General features: G+C 56.5%; 14 protein-coding genes. All 14 read left to right on the top strand.

Annotated elements, in window-relative coordinates; all coding sequences use genetic code 11:
* Positions 1-151: 151 nt before the first annotated feature.
* Positions 152-2,935 carry a calcium-translocating P-type ATPase, SERCA-type gene (locus H581_RS0117385; RefSeq protein WP_028611130.1) on the top strand — a complete coding sequence of 928 codons (2,784 nt, stop codon included), beginning with the start codon at positions 152-154 and terminating at the stop codon, positions 2,933-2,935.
* Between the two features lie 120 nt (positions 2,936-3,055).
* Positions 3,056-3,886, top strand: a complete 831-nt coding sequence (gene dapF / locus H581_RS0117380; RefSeq protein ID WP_028611129.1) for a diaminopimelate epimerase — start codon at positions 3,056-3,058, stop codon at positions 3,884-3,886.
* A 30-nt stretch (positions 3,887-3,916) separates the two neighbouring features.
* Complete coding sequence (locus tag H581_RS0117375) at positions 3,917-5,806, top strand: bifunctional homocysteine S-methyltransferase/methylenetetrahydrofolate reductase (protein ID WP_028611128.1); 1,890 nt, start codon at positions 3,917-3,919, stop codon at positions 5,804-5,806.
* A 424-nt stretch (positions 5,807-6,230) separates the two neighbouring features.
* Positions 6,231-6,491 carry an extracellular matrix/biofilm regulator RemA gene (remA, locus tag H581_RS0117370; RefSeq protein ID WP_005548256.1) on the top strand — a complete coding sequence of 87 codons (261 nt, stop codon included), beginning with the start codon at positions 6,231-6,233 and terminating at the stop codon, positions 6,489-6,491.
* A gap of 13 nt (positions 6,492-6,504) precedes the next feature.
* Positions 6,505-7,122, top strand: coding sequence for a guanylate kinase (gene gmk, locus H581_RS34360; protein WP_036718760.1), 618 nt, complete (start codon positions 6,505-6,507; stop codon positions 7,120-7,122).
* Between the two features lie 16 nt (positions 7,123-7,138).
* Positions 7,139-7,348 (top strand): DNA-directed RNA polymerase subunit omega, encoded by a 210-nt coding sequence (rpoZ, locus tag H581_RS0117360; RefSeq protein ID WP_028611127.1) that lies wholly within the window; start codon positions 7,139-7,141, stop codon positions 7,346-7,348.
* Positions 7,349-7,507: 159 nt separating this feature from the next.
* Positions 7,508-7,690: a hypothetical protein gene (locus H581_RS0117355; RefSeq protein ID WP_028611126.1), complete on the top strand. Its 183-nt coding sequence runs from the start codon at positions 7,508-7,510 to the stop codon at positions 7,688-7,690.
* A gap of 60 nt (positions 7,691-7,750) precedes the next feature.
* Positions 7,751-7,963, top strand: a complete 213-nt coding sequence (locus tag H581_RS0117350; protein ID WP_028611125.1) for a hypothetical protein — start codon at positions 7,751-7,753, stop codon at positions 7,961-7,963.
* Positions 7,964-8,116: 153 nt separating this feature from the next.
* Positions 8,117-8,641: a YfiT family bacillithiol transferase gene (locus tag H581_RS0117345; protein ID WP_028611124.1), complete on the top strand. Its 525-nt coding sequence runs from the start codon at positions 8,117-8,119 to the stop codon at positions 8,639-8,641.
* Positions 8,642-8,700: 59 nt separating this feature from the next.
* Complete coding sequence (gene coaBC, locus H581_RS0117340; RefSeq protein WP_028611123.1) at positions 8,701-9,915, top strand: bifunctional phosphopantothenoylcysteine decarboxylase/phosphopantothenate--cysteine ligase CoaBC; 1,215 nt, start codon at positions 8,701-8,703, stop codon at positions 9,913-9,915.
* Complete coding sequence (gene priA / locus H581_RS0117335; RefSeq protein ID WP_028611122.1) at positions 9,912-12,404, top strand: primosomal protein N'; 2,493 nt, start codon at positions 9,912-9,914, stop codon at positions 12,402-12,404. Before coaBC ends, priA begins: the two co-directional genes overlap by 4 nt.
* A 42-nt stretch (positions 12,405-12,446) precedes the next feature.
* Positions 12,447-12,932, top strand: coding sequence for a peptide deformylase (gene def / locus H581_RS0117330; RefSeq protein ID WP_028611121.1), 486 nt, complete (start codon positions 12,447-12,449; stop codon positions 12,930-12,932).
* A gap of 4 nt (positions 12,933-12,936) precedes the next feature.
* Complete coding sequence (fmt, locus tag H581_RS0117325) at positions 12,937-13,890, top strand: methionyl-tRNA formyltransferase (RefSeq protein ID WP_028611120.1); 954 nt, start codon at positions 12,937-12,939, stop codon at positions 13,888-13,890.
* A complete protein-coding gene (rsmB, locus tag H581_RS0117320) occupies positions 13,887-15,350 on the top strand; it encodes a 16S rRNA (cytosine(967)-C(5))-methyltransferase RsmB (protein WP_028611119.1) in 1,464 nt (487 codons plus the stop codon). The genes fmt and rsmB overlap by 4 nt, the downstream gene beginning before the upstream one ends.
* Positions 15,351-15,445: the final 95 nt, after the last annotated feature.

Raw genomic sequence — 15,445 nt, 5'->3', positions numbered from 1 at the left:
TATGCTTCTATCATGCCATAGTTGGAGCAAAAACTTAAGCCCTTGCTGGGATATTTTACAGGCTGTCCGAATACATTTACCAGAGAAGGGCTGTCCGAAGGGCCTGCGCTGCTGTCGTTTGGCTCTGTATATCACGGGAGGGAGTTATACCATGGAACAAGTGAAATGGCACCAAATGGGGACAAGCGAGTTGGTTGAAGCATTAGTCAGCTCCCCTGAACAAGGGCTGACGGCGTCCGAAGCGGCGAAGCGGCTGGAGGAGCACGGCAAAAACGAGCTGTCGGAAGGGAAGCGAGTCTCGCCGATTATTCTGTTCTTGAATCAATTTAAAGACTTTATGGTGCTCGTATTGATGGGTGCGACGTTAATTTCCGGATTGCTCGGCGAATACTTGGACGCGATTACGATCGTGGCCATCATTGTCCTGAACGCTGTGCTTGGATTTGCCCAGGAATTCCGCGCGGAGCGTTCCTTGCGCGCTTTGAAAGAGCTGTCCGCCCCATCCGCGAAGGTGATGCGGGGAGGAGAACTCGTGACGATCCCGGCGAAGGAACTCGTCGCGGGGGACATCGTCCATCTCGAGAGCGGAGACCGGATACCTGCCGACGTGCGCCTGCTTGAAGCGAACAGCTGCTACGTCGAGGAGTCGGCGCTGACAGGGGAGTCTGTGCCGGTAGGCAAGCATGCGGCCGTCATTGCGGAACCGGATCTTCCGCTCGGCGATCAGCGCAACATCGGCTTTATGGGCACGATGCTTACGAGAGGGACGGCCAAGGGAGTTGTCATTCGAACGGGCATGGCTACGGAAATGGGCAAAATCGCCGGCCTGATCGAGCGGACGGAATCGATGGAAACGCCGCTTCAGCATCGGCTGGAGCAGCTTGGCAAAATATTAATCATCGTCGCGATTGCCCTTACGGTAATGGTCGTCGTTGCCGGGATATTGCACGGACAGCCGGCGTACGGCATGTTTCTCGCCGGCGTCAGCCTGGCGGTCGCGGCCATTCCGGAGGGACTTCCGGCTATCGTCACAATCGCGCTCGCGCTCGGCGTGCAGCGGATGATTAAACGGAAGGCGATCGTTCGGAAGCTGCCTTCCGTCGAAACGTTAGGCTGCGCGTCGGTCATTTGCTCGGACAAAACCGGCACGCTAACGCAAAATAAAATGACGGTTACGCATGTGTGGATTGGCGGACGTCAGCTGGAGGTTAGCGGTGAAGGCTATGAGCCGAGCGGCTCGATTTATGAGGATGGCAAAGCGCTGGACGTCAAGCATGACTCTTCGATCAAAAGACTGCTCCAAATAAGCGCGTTATGCAATAACGCGCAGCTGGTCAAGGTCGATGCAGAGCTAACGAAGAAGCGGAAGAGCAAGGAAGTGCAGGAGGAGTGGCAGTTAAAAGGCGATCCGACCGAGGGCGCGTTGGCTGTGCTGTCTGCCAAGCTCGGCTCGTCGGCAAAATCGCTGGAGCCGTTATATAAGCGCGAGAAAGAGTTCCCGTTCGATTCGGAAAGAAAACGAATGTCAGTCGTCGTTGCGCATCAGGGAGGGCGCCTCATCTGTACGAAAGGCGCGCCTGACATGCTGATGGACCACTGCACCTATGTGCTTTGGGACGGGAAGGTCGTTCCGTTCACCGCTACGCTGAAGCGCAAATGCTCGGAAGCGGCCGAATCGATGGCGCAATCCGCACTTCGCGTGCTTGGGCTTGCCTATCGCGATCTTCGCGCGGGCGATGTATGCGAAACGGAAAGCGACGCCGAGTGCCAGCTTGTGTTCGCCGGCTTGACCGGCATGATCGATCCGCCTCGCCGAGAGGTGAAAGAAGCGATTGCGACGTGCCGCCGCGCCGGAATCAAGACGGTGATGATTACCGGCGACCATCAATTAACGGCTGAGGCGATCGCCACTCAGCTTGGTATAATGCCGCGCGGCGGCATCGCGACGAGCGGCAAGCAGCTGGAGGCCATGAGCGATGAGCAGCTTGACCGTCTTGTCGATAATATTTACGTATATGCGCGCGTATCGCCGGAGCACAAGCTGCGGATCGTCAAGGCGCTCCAGCGCAAGGGGCATGTCGTGGCGATGACCGGCGACGGGGTGAACGATGCGCCCGCAATTAAAGCGTCCGACATCGGCATCGCGATGGGCATAACCGGAACGGATGTATCGAAGGAGGCTTCGGCGCTGGTGCTCAGCGACGACAACTTCTCGACGATCGTGGCGGCCATTGAGGAGGGGCGCGGCATCTATGAGAATATCCGCAAATTCATCCGTTATTTATTAGCTTCAAATGTCGGCGAAATTTTGGTCATGTTTCTGGCGATGATGGCCGGGCTGCCATTGCCGCTTGTGCCGATACAGATCCTGTGGGTAAACCTCGTCACCGACGGCTTGCCGGCGATGGCGCTGGGCGTTGACCAGGCGGAGAAGGACCTGATGCAGCAGAAGCCGCGCTCGGCGAAGGAGAGCATCTTCTCGCGCAGGCTCGGATGGAAAATTATAAGCAGGGGCATTCTGATCGGCGTATGCACGCTCGGCGCATTCTGGATTACGCTCCGGGAAGCTCCGGGGAGCGCGGCGCAGCTGATGGAGGCGCAGACGGTTGCGTTCGCGACTCTCGTCATGGCCCAGCTGATCCACGTATTCGATTGCAGAAGCTCTCGCTCGATATTTCACCGCAATCCGATGCAGAACAAATATTTGGTGCTTGCCGTCATATCTTCGCTGCTTCTTATGCTTGGCGTGCTGTACATTGAAGCTTTGCAGCCGATCTTCAAAACCGTTCCGATCGGCTTCCGCGAATGGTGCCTTGTATTCGTAGCGGCCGGAATTCCGACCTTCGTTATGGGGATTGGCAGCGTGCTTGGCTCGCCGAAGAAAAAAAATCCGAAAACAAAATGGCCGCTCAAGTCGCAAACCGCAGCGAGATAACGGGATAATGCAAATGATGATACAAATTATGAATAGCGTTTCTCTTTGCTTTGCGGTATGCTAATAGGAAAAATCACTGCATTAATATACCGAATGATAGGGCAAGGAGAGAGCAATCATATGAATTTTACAAAAATGAACGGTTTGGGAAATGACTTCGTTGTGTTCGCAGGCGAGCAGCAGCTGCCCGATAATGCCGCAGAGCTGGCTATCCGGTTGTGCAACCGGTTTTTCGGCATCGGCGCCGACGGTCTGGTGTATATTCTGCCATCGGAAATAGCGGATTTCCGTATGCGCATCATTAATTCCGACGGTTCCGAAGCGGAGCAGTGCGGCAACGCGATCCGCTGCGTCGCGAAATACGTCTACGACAACGGCATGACCGATAAAGCAGAAATGACGATCGAAACGCTCGGCGCCGGCGCTCAGAAGGTGCAGTTAACCGTACAGGACGGCAAAGCCGTTACCGTACGCGTTGACATGGGACAACCGATTTTGAACGGGCTGCAGGTGCCGACAACGATCGACGCAGAGCGTGTCATCGAACACCCGATTGAGGTTGACGGCCGCGAATTCCGTTTTACCGCCGTATCGATGGGGAATCCGCACTGCGTCATCTACGTTGAGGATGCCGCGAATTTCGATCTGAACACCTGGGGACCGAAGCTCGAGACGCATCCGCTCTTCCCGCGCAAAATAAACGTGGAATTCGTTACCGTCAAATCGCGCACGCACACGGATATGCGGGTATGGGAACGCGGAGCTGGTCCTACGCTTGCTTGCGGAACGGGCGCATGCGCTACCGTCGTGGCCTCTGTCTTGACAGGCGCTACGGAGCGGACGGCTACCGTATCGCTCAAAGGCGGAGATCTTCTGATCGAATGGAATGAAGCCGACAACCACGTTTACATGACGGGACCGGCTGCGGTATCCTTCCGCGGAACCTTATAGGAGCAACGTAAGATGGGTGGTATGAATAAAATGAAACCGGATTTGCGGGAAGCGCTGAAACAGCGTATCTTGACCGGGGACGGCGCGATGGGAACCTATCTTTATCAGATGGGGTTCCCTGTCGGCGTTTCTTATGAAGAATTCAATACGCTTCGTCCCGACGTCATCGGAAATATTCACCGGAGCTATTACGAAGCCGGTGCCAGAGTCATTGAAACGAATACTTTCTCCGCCAATCTGGAGAAGCTGTCGAAGTACGGCCTGGAAGACGAAATGGACGCGATTAACCGCGCCGGCGTCCGCGTTGCGCGGGCCGCGGTCGGTGCAGACGCTTACGTCGTCGGAGCCGTCGGCTCCATTCGCGACGGCAAGTTGAAGAACTTGCGCACCGCCAAGGTCAGCGAAGCTTACAAACGCCAGATGCATGCGCTGCTGGATGAAGGCGTAGACGGTCTGCTGCTTGAAACCTTCTACGAGCTGGACGAGACGCTGCTGGCCCTGCGGATTGCCCGGGCGGAATCGGACCTGCCTGTCATCTGCCAGTTCGCGGTTGAGGATGTCGGCCGCACCCAGGACGGAAACGGATTAAAGGACGCATTCGACCGGCTGCAGGCAGAAGGGGCTGACGTCGTTGGCTTTAACTGCCGCAGCGGTCCTAACGGCATCATGCGGGCGATTGATTCGATCGCGGGCCCGATCGGACTGCCGTTATCGGTCTTTCCGAACGCCGGCATACCTGATTACATCGACGGCAAATACGCTTATTCGGCAGGCCCGGACTATTTTGCCGAATCGGCCCTTCGCTTCGCGGACCGGGGCGCCCGGCTGATAGGGGGCTGCTGCGGAACGACGCCGGAGCATGTCGCGGCGATGGCCGCGGCGCTGGACGGCTACGTGCCGCAAATCGGACAGGCTGCCGGTACGTTCCATCGGGCGGAGGTTATTACGGTTCAAGCTACGAGGCCGGCGAAGACCGTTCGCGAAATTGCGCAGCCGCAGAAACAGGCTGTCCAGGAGCCTTCGATTGTCGAGCTCGTGAAGCAGAGGCATACGGTCATCGTCGAGCTTGATCCGCCGCGGGACCTTGATATCAGGAAGTTCATGGACGGCGCAGCCGCGCTGAAGGAAGCGAAAGCGGACGCGGTTACCATGGCGGACAATTCGCTTGCGGTTACCCGGATGAGCAACATTGCGCTGGCGGCGCTTGTGCAGGAACGCGTCGGAATCAGGCCGCTCGTTCACATCGCTTGCCGCGACCGTAATCTGATCGGCACGCAGTCGCATATGATGGGACTCGATGCGCTCGATATCGACCATGTGCTTGCGGTTACGGGGGATCCCGCGCGCTTCGGCGATTTGCCCGATTCCAGTTCGGTGTACGATTTAACGTCGTTCGAGATGATCCGGATGATCAAGCAGCTTAACGACGGAACGGCATTCTCGGGCAAGCCGCTCAAGCAGAAGGCGAAGTTCGTCGTCGGAGCCGCGTTTAACCCGAACGTGAAGCATCTAGACAAAGCGGTGCAGCGTCTTGAGCGTAAAATTAAGTCCGGCGCGGACTATATCATGACGCAGCCCGTGTATGATAACGCGCTTATCGAAAGTATCGCGGAAGCGACGAAGCATTTGCCGGTTCCGGTATTCATCGGCATTATGCCGCTGGCGAGCGGGCGGAACGCGGAATACCTGCATAACGAGGTGCCGGGCATTCAGCTTTCGGATGAAGTGCGCCGGCGGATGGCGGGGCTAGAGGGCGAAGCGGGACGCGCGGAAGGCGTACAAATCGCCAAGGAGCTGCTCGATGCCGCGATGCCTTATTTTAACGGAATATATCTCATTACTCCTTTTATGTTCTATGATATGGGCGTGCAGCTCACGAACTACGTTTGGCAGAAGACGGAACGAAATATAGCCGATTAAGGCGGAATAGGATGCGAAAACAGCATTTTTTGCTTGTTTTCGCATTTTCGCTTGTTCGTTTGTTAAAAATCAATTAAAATGAATCGTGGATACAGTTGCCATACGGAATGCGTTTCGATACGGACATGCACTCCCAAATGAATCGGCTGCCTTGGCAACAGCGTTCTTGCGACGTATGCGCCTTATTGTTTTCGTCAACAATAGAGCAATAGTTCTATCTTTCATTTGGAAGAGCAACCCAGCATACCGCTTTACGGCGTTCGAATGTCAATATCGTAAAGCATGATAAAGATACTCTGCTATTATTTCACCGCGAAACGTAAACTACACCGCCAAAGTACGGCGATAGCCGTTTGCGCTTGTAAAATGGACTACTCACAGGCAGATGTACAAGGGAAGGACGCAGGCGGAGGAGGAACCAGGCTTGGCTATTAAACTAATTAATATCGGATTCGGCAATATCGTTTCGGCAAATCGCATTATTTCAATCGTAAGCCCTGAATCGGCTCCGATTAAGAGAATCATTCAAGAGGCGCGCGACAGGCACATGCTTATTGACGCTACATATGGTCGCCGCACTCGCGCTGTAATTATTACAGACAGCGACCATGTTATTTTATCAGCGGTTCAGCCGGAGACGGTTGCGCACCGGTTGTCCACGAAGGACGACGATAACGACGAATAGTACGGGGAGTATTATGGATAAGGGATTGTTAATAGTTTTGTCCGGTCCTTCCGGGGTCGGCAAGGGAACAGTATGCTCCGTTCTGCGCGGGAAGATGCCCGATCTGGTTTATTCGGTGTCGGCAACGACACGATTGCCGCGCGAGGGTGAAGTCGAAGGGGTTAATTATTTTTTCAAAACGAGGGAGCAGTTCCAGGACATGATCAAGCATGACGCCCTCCTGGAGCATGCCGAATATGTAGGGAACTACTACGGCACTCCGCGTGATTTTGTCGAGCGGACTTTAGCGGGCGGCAAGGACGTTATTTTGGAGATAGAGGTTCAGGGCGCCCTTAAGGTGAAGCAAAAGTTTCCGGACGGCATCTTTGTCTTTCTGCTGCCGCCTTCGCTCGATGAGTTGAAGCAGCGAATAACGGGCCGGGGAACGGAATCTTTGGATACGATCAATAACCGCATGACCGTCGCGGTGGAGGAAATGAATTTGCTCCGTCACTATGATTATGCGGTGCTGAATGACGAAATCGAATGCGCCTGTGACCGGATCCGCAGCATCATTATTGCCGAACACTGCCGCAGAGACCGGTTAGCGCCGTATGTTTCGGGCATGGTAGCCGCAATTGAGAAAGCTTGAGTGAGGAGAATGAACAATGTTATATCCGTCTATTGATGAAATGGTGAAAAAGGTTGACAGTAAATACACGTTGGTCGTCGCGGCTTCAAGACGCGCGCGCATGCTTCGCAACGGGGACAAATCCGAACTTCGCAACCCGCGCTCCCGTAAATTTGTAGGCGTCGCGCTGGAAGAAATTTACGGCGACCTGTTGAAAGTCGAGAAGGACGATTCGAAAGAGGATTAGCATTTTCATTTTCATTTTCATTTTCATTTTCATTTTCATAATGGATACCGAGAAGAAGGATTGCGGACTGGCGACAGTTTTGTAGTCCTTTTTTTGTCCAACCGCGTTCATCGTTTACCGGAAGCAAGCTTCGTTATCACGAGTAAAGGAGGGGTGAAATTGGATTTCATTGTGATCCTTATTATTTTTTTCGTGTTGTTTATGTTTGTCATTTCGTCCGTAATCCGCGGTGCTGTCGATTCGTCTAAAGCGACGAAGAAGATGGATGTGCTTATTGATGAGGTCAGGCTGCTGAGGAAGGAAATTCAGGAGAACAAGCCTATCATTGATAAGCGTTTATAGCTCGGGCGGGTAACGGAAGCTTCTCTCGCGCTGGTACGTATTAAGGCGGATATCGTTATCATGGAATTGAAAGGGATGAGGCGAATGGCGGACAAAAACGAAATGCAGGAAATGAAGGATACGCTCCGGAAGCTTCAGTCGCAAGTCGACCGTTTGACCGCGAATTCGCATCGAAGGCGGCCGGGATGGGCGAACTTTGCCATCGGTTTTATCATTGTGTTTGTTGTGCTGATAATCGGCATCGGTATCCTGCAGTTTATTCGTGGGCAGTGACGGGAAGCCCTTCGATGGGAATGCTTCCGCCGATGCGGGGCAAGCCCCGGATAAAAAGGAAAATGAAGAAGTACTAGGTAGAAATCGAAAGCTCATATGGTATGATAGTATATGCATTTGAAGTTGCAGGGATCTCGAACAGGAGGGGACGGAATGGACAAATTGCGTTATCCGATTGGCAGATACTCTTATGAAGGAATGACCGCGAAGCAGCGGGAGCAGTGGATCTCGGAGGTGGAGCGGCTGCCCGGCCAACTGAAGGCTGCGCTGGAAGGGCTTGACGACGATCAGCTCGATACCCCGTACCGCAGCGGCGGCTGGACCGTGCGCCAGGTCACGCATCATATCGCGGATGCGGCAATGAATTGCTTCTCGCGCTTCAAGCTGGCATTAACCGAGCCGAATCCGACGATCAAGCCGTTCAATGAAGAACGCTGGGCGATTACGGCGGACAGCTTGCAGGCTTCACCTTCGGTAAGTCTAGCTGTTATAGAAGGCATTTATGCACGGTGGGTGCTGCTGCTGCGCTCGATGGAGCCGGCTGATTTTGATAAAATGTTTTATCATCCGGAGAAGGGCAGCCAGATCGGGTTAGCCTACTTCCTTGGTTTCGTTGCTTGGCACGGCAGGCATCATGTCGCGCAGATTACGAGCTTGCGAGAGCGGAACGATTGGTAGCCGGAGGCGCTGCATGGTTTCGTAATGATAGGCAATTGACAGGTGATAGGAGACACACCATGCTAAGAGGAAAATCAATTATACTCGGCATTACAGGCGGAATTGCGGCCTATAAAGGCGCGGCGCTGTGCAGCAAGCTGACGCAGGCGGGCGCAAGCGTGAAAGTGATTATGACGGAGTCGGCAACGAAGTTCATAACGCCACTAACGTTGCAAACGTTATCGCGGAATCCGGTCTATACCGATACGTTCGATGAGCGGGATCCGTCGGTCGTGTCCCATATCGATTTGGCGGATCACGCGGATTTAATCGTCATCGCGCCGGCTACCGCCAATGCGATTGCGAAGCTTGCAGGCGGTCATGCGGACGATATGCTCAGTACGACGCTGATTGCGGCGACTTGCCCGATTCTGATCGCCCCTGCGATGAATGTACATATGTATGAGCATCCGGCTGTCGTCAGCAATCTAGAGCTGCTTGCCTCGCGGGGCGTTATGTTCGTCGAGCCCGGCACGGGCCAGCTGGCCTGCGGTTATGTCGCGAAGGGCAGGCTCGCCGAACCGGAGGAGATCGCGGCCGCGGTCGAAGCGTGGTTCGCGAGAAGCGGGCGCTTGCGGGGCAAGCGAGTACTCGTCACCGCGGGCGGCACTATGGAACGGCTCGATCCGGTCAGATATTTGACGAATGATTCTTCCGGCAAGATGGGCTTTGCCATAGCGGAAGCGGCGTTATTGATGGGTGCCGAAGTGACGCTGGTCGCCGGACGGACGGCGGTATCGCCGCCGCCCGGCGTACAGCTTGTTCGGGTCGAATCCGCGCAGCAGATGCTGGAGGCGGTAACCGGCTTTTACGACGAGATGGACATCGTCATCAAGTCCGCAGCCGTTGCGGACTATCGGGCGGTGAACATCAGCGGCCAGAAGCTGAAAAAAAACGGAGAGCGGCTGGTTCTCGAACTCGAGCGGACGACGGATATTTTGGAGACGCTGGGGAAACGGAAGAAGAATCAGTTCCTTGTCGGTTTTGCGGCGGAAACCGAACAGATCGGGCATTATGCAATGGACAAGCTCCGGCGCAAGCATTGCGACCTTATAGTGGCTAATGACGTAAGCCTTGCCGGCGCCGGCTTCAACGGGGATACGAACATCGTTCAAGTGTTCGGCGAAGAGGGGCTCGTCGAGACGATGCCGCTTCTGTCCAAGCGGGAGGTTGCAAGCCGCTTGCTGGACATCATTGCAGAACGGGCTGCGCTCCCTGGAGGGAGCGAAAAATGATTGCTAAAGTCATTGTAGACGTGCCGAGCCGCCAGACGGATCGGCCGTTTGATTATGAAGTGCCTTCTTCGATGGAGGAGTGGATCGAGGTTGGCAGCCGCGTCGGCGTTCCTTTCGGAGGCCGCGTACTTCAGGGTTTCGTTACGCAGCTGGCGGCGGAAGCGGATATCGATTCCTCCAGATTGAAGCCCGTCTCCGAGCTGCTCGATCCCGTACCGCCGCTGCTGCCGGATCTCGTCGAGCTGGCGAAGTGGCTCAGCGAGAAATATTGCTGCTCGTGGACGACAGCTCTGCAGGCTATGATTCCGGCCGCCCTGAAAGGAAAGGCGGAGAGGCTGGTCGGCATCCAGGACGAAGTGGCCGCCGCGGAGGATATTCCGCAAGAGTTGATGCAGTGGATCGGCTCCAGCGGAAAATTCGTCAAGCTGGACACGCTGCTTGAACGATTCCCACAGCATGCCAAGGCGGTGAAGGCGGCTCTGCGGGAGGGCGTGCTCGTGGAGCAGACGTCCATCCGCGACAGGCTGGCGATCCGGAAGGTGCTGACGGTGTTCGTGCCGGCTGATGCAGGTGCGGTGCGCGCGGCGATGGACGAGCTGCCGGTCAGAGCGGTGAAGCAGCGCGAGGTGCTCGGCTTCATGCTCGAGCATGGCGGGCCGCTTGCGCTTCAATCGCTGCTTGCGGAGGCTGGCGGATCGGCGGCAAGCGTGAGGTCGCTTGCCGAGAAAGGGCTGCTGGAGCTGCGCGAGGTAGAGCAGCAGCGCGATCCTTATGCCGATCGGGATTTTGAACGGACGGCTCCCCTGCCTCTGACGGAAGGACAGCAGGAGGTTTATGCCCGGATCGCAAGGGGGGTAGATGCAGGCGAACCGCAGACGATGCTGCTTCACGGCGTAACCGGCAGCGGCAAAACCGAAGTATATCTGCAGTCGATTCAATTCTGTCTGGCGCAGGAGAAGCAGGCTATCGTCCTCGTGCCGGAAATTTCATTAACTCCGCAAATGGTGGAGCGCTTCAAGGGCCGTTTCGGCGACGCGGTCGCCGTGCTGCACAGCAGACTTTCGAACGGCGAGCGGTACGATGAATGGCGCAAAATTCGCAACCGCCGGGTGCAGGTCGCGATCGGCGCCAGGTCTGCCATATTTGCGCCTTTTGAGAGAATCGGACTTATTATCATTGATGAAGAGCATGAATCGTCCTATAAGCAGGAAGAAAGCCCGAAGTATCATGCGAGAGACGTGGCGGTCCGCAGGGCGAGGCAGCATGGTGCGGCCGTCGTGCTTGGGTCTGCCACGCCGTCGCTTGAATCTTATGCAGCTGCAACCCGTTCTTCGGCGGTGCGCGGCCAAGACCGGGAGCCTGCGCTGCTACCGATGCCGGATCGGGTCGGCGGCAGGCCGATGCCGCCGGTTACGGTCATCGATATGCGCGAGGAATTAAAGGAAGGCAACCGCTCCATGTTCAGCCGCCTGCTGCACCGGTCGCTTGCCGAGCGGCTGGAGCGCGGGGAGCAGTCGGTGCTGCTGCTTAACCGGCGCGGCTACTCGACCTTCGTCATGTGCCGCTCCTGCGGCTATACGGCCGCATGTCCTCATTGCGACATTTCGCTTACGTTCCATCAGAAATCGCGGGCGCTGCGCTGTCATTACTGCGGGCATGCCGAGCAAGCGCCGGCCGCGTGTCCTTCCTGCCAGAGCGAGCATATACGTTACTTCGGCACAGGCACGCAGCGGGTAGAGGAAGAGCTTGCGAAGCTGTTTCCCGGCATTCGGGTCATTCGAATGGACGTGGATACGACGACGGAGAAGAACTCGCACGAGAAGCTGCTCAAGCAGTTCGGCGAACGAAAGGCGGACGTGTTGTTAGGCACGCAGATGGTGGCGAAAGGACTGGATTTCCCATATGTTACATTAGTAGGCGTTATCGCGGCGGACACGTCGCTCCATTTACCGGATTTCCGAGCTGCCGAGCGGACGTTCCAGCTGCTCACGCAGGTTGCGGGACGCGCAGGCAGGCATCACCTGCCCGGAGAAGTCGTCGTGCAGACCTATGCGCCTGAACATTACGCGATCATGACGGCGCAGCAGCATGACTATGCCGCATTCATCGGCGAGGAGCTAAGGCATCGCGGGGCAATGAGCTACCCGCCTTACTGCAGGCTGATTCTCGTTACGATGTCGCATGAACAGCTTCCGTTATTGTCGACGATAAGCGAGCAATTCGCGGCGGGACTGCGCGAGCTGGCCGAGCATGAGGGCGTACTGCTGCCGCTCAGCAGCGGTTTTAACAGGGCGCTCGAGGTGCTTGGCCCCGTTGCCTCGCCGATTTCAAGAATGAAAGATCGCTACCGTTTTCAATGTGTGATAAAATATCGTGGAAACATCGATGCATCCGCCCTCGTCCGCAAGGCGCTGGGCCCGTTCGCTGACGGACCCCCGCAACGGCAGGTGCAGTTCAGCATTGACGTAGATCCGCAAGTTATACTATAAATAACGATTAAGATTTTAATGATTGCAAAGGATGGGAATACAATGAGTATCCGACTAATCGTGAAAGACCCTGATCCTGTATTGCGGGAAGTGGCGAAGGAAGTAACGAAATTTAACTCGAATTTACAGAAACTTTTGAAGGATATGGCTGAAACGATGTATGACGCTGAAGGGGTCGGCCTTGCGGCTCCGCAGATCGGCATTTCCAAGCGCGTTATCGTCGTCGACGTCGGCGATGAGAACGGCTTGATCGAGATGGTCAATCCGGTCATCGTGGAGCAGGACGGGGAGCAGCTCGGTCCCGAGGGCTGCCTGAGCATCCCGAACCTTAACGGCGACGTGCTGCGCGCCGACCGCGTTGTCGTAACGGGCCAAGACAGCAGCGGTCAATCGTTTACGATTGAGGCCAGCGGGTATCTGGCACGCGCGTTCCAGCATGAGGTCGACCATTTAAACGGCATTCTGTTCACCGATTTGGCGGAGAGCGTCTATGACATTACGGAAAGACCGAGAAAAGGCGGCGAATAGCTTCATGCGTATCGTATTTATGGGAACGCCGGAATTTGCCGTTCCCTCCCTTAAGCTTCTTGTGGAGCAAAATTACAATATCGTTGCTGTCGTAACGCAGCCTGACCGGCCGAAGGGCCGCAAAAAAACGCTGACGCCGCCGCCTGTAAAGGAAGCGGCGTTGTCGCTTGGCCTTCCCGTTCTGCAGCCTGAACGGATGAAAAGCGCGGATGCGGTAGCTGCGGTCGCCGAGCTGCGGCCCGATCTTATCGTAACCGCCGCTTACGGACAGATTCTGCCGAAGGGCGTGCTTGATTTGCCCCGGCTGGGCTGTATTAACGTTCACGGCTCGCTGCTGCCGAAATATCGGGGCGGCGCCCCGATCCAGCGTTCGATCATGAACGGCGAGAGCTCTACCGGCGTAACGATCATGTATATGGCGGAGGGGCTGGATACGGGCGACATGATCAGCGTCGTCGAGCTTCCGATTACCGACGAGGATACGTCGGGCACGATGTTCGGGAAGCTGAGCATCGCCGGGGCGGAGCTGCTCGGCCGCACGCTGCCGTCGATTATTGCGGGCGAAGCGAAAGCGGTGCCCCAGCAGAATGAGTTGGCGACCTACGCACCGAATTTGACGCGCGCCGACGAAAGAATTGATTGGAACAAACCTGCGCGTGCGATCTTTAACCAGGTACGCGGGTTATCTCCGATGGCCGGCGCGTTTACCTACCTCAACGGCGAGGTGTTCAAGGTATGGGCTTGCTCCGCTGACGATGAAGCTGGAGATCCCGCATCGAATGCGCCGGGCACTGTACTTAGGGCTGATAATAACGGGATTCAGGTACAGACCGGCAAGGGCGTGTTATCGCTGAAAGAGATTCAGCCTGCCGGCAAAAAAACGATGAACGCGGCGGATTGGCTCAAGGGCGCCCGGCTTGAAGCAGGCACGCTGTTTGGCGATGGAGGTGCGGAATGACGGCGGGCGATACGCGTAAACCGAAGCGGCCGCATCATCGCCCCGCTGCGGGGGGAAAGCAGGCGCCAACGGCACAGCAAGCGCCGCGCAAAGCAAAGTCGCCGCGCGAGCTGGCGTTGGACACGCTGGTGAAGGTCGCCCAGACCGGCGCTTACAGCAATTTGCAGCTTAACCGCGTGCTTCAGGAGGCGGAGCTGCAGCGCGCCGATGCCGGGCTCGTAACCGAGCTCGTATACGGCACGATTCAGCGGCAGGCGACGCTTGACCATTGGCTGAGTCGGTTCGTCGCCAAGGGCTTGCATAAGCTTGATCCATGGGTGCATCAATTGCTGCGCTTAAGCGCCTATCAGCTGCTATTTCTGGACCGCGTACCTGCGCATGCGGCGGTGAATGAGGCGGTAACGATCGCCAAAAAACGGGGACATGCGGGTATTTCCGGCATGGTGAACGGCGTGCTGCGCAGCATCGACCGCGGCCGGTCCGAGCTTGAGCTCTCAGCTGTTACGCATGCGGACAGAGCCGTCCAGACCGCCTTGCGTCATTCCTACCCCGAATGGCTGGTGAGACGCTGGACCGAGGTGTACGGCGCAGAAACAGCGGAAGCGATATGCGCTTCCGGCAATGGTCAGCCCCACGCAAGCATTCGGGCGAATACGCTGCGCCTTAGCCGTGAAGCTCTGCTGGAGCAGCTGCAGGCCGCAGGCTATGAGGCGGAAGCTTCGCCCGTGGCGCCTGCGGGCATCATTATAAGCCGCGGCGGCAATCTCGCCGATACGGACGGGTTCCGCGAAGGGCTGTGGACGATGCAGGACGAGAGCTCGATGCTTGTATCCGAGGTTGTGGCGCCTGCAGCAGGCATGCAGGTGCTGGATTGCTGCGCGGCGCCGGGCGGGAAGAGCACGCATCTGGCCGAGCTGATGGGCGGCAAGGGCAAGGTTTGGGCGAACGATATTCACGCGCATAAGCGGGAGCTTATCGTGTCCCAGACCGAGCGGCTGAAGCTGCGGAATGTAGAGGCGATCACGGAGGATGCAATGAAGCTTGGCGAGAGGTTCAAGCCGCATTCGATGGATGCCGTCCTTCTCGACGCGCCCTGCTCGGGCTTCGGCGTCATACGGCGCAAGCCTGAGATCAAATGGAACAAAACCGCCGGCGACGTCGCGGAGATTGCAGCGGTGCAGCAGCGCCTTCTCGATGCGGTATGCGGCCTTGTTCGTCCGGGCGGCGTTCTCGTGTACAGTACCTGTACAATCGAACAGGAAGAGAACGAGCGGCAGGTAGCAAGGTTCCTGAAGGAGCATCCCGAGTTTGAATTGGATGCCAATTGGCCGGAGGCCATTGTGGAGCAGCTCCGGAAAGCCGGCGCGGTCGGCGAGCGTTTCGACGGCCAGGCGCAGCTGCTCCCGCAGCATTTTAACAGTGACGGATTCTTTATCGCACGTATGGTAAAGCGCGCTTAAACGGCGCTTATGGTTGAATATGGTCGTTTGTGGTAAAATAAATCGATGGCGGCGCATAGACTGAGAGATGCCGCCCTACTTTAAGGTACAGGTGT

Origin of the sequence: Paenibacillus harenae DSM 16969 (assembly GCF_000422465.1) — a bacterium.
GTDB lineage: Bacteria > Bacillota > Bacilli > Paenibacillales > Paenibacillaceae > Pristimantibacillus > Pristimantibacillus harenae.
This window is presented reverse-complemented; position numbering and strand designations above follow the sequence as displayed.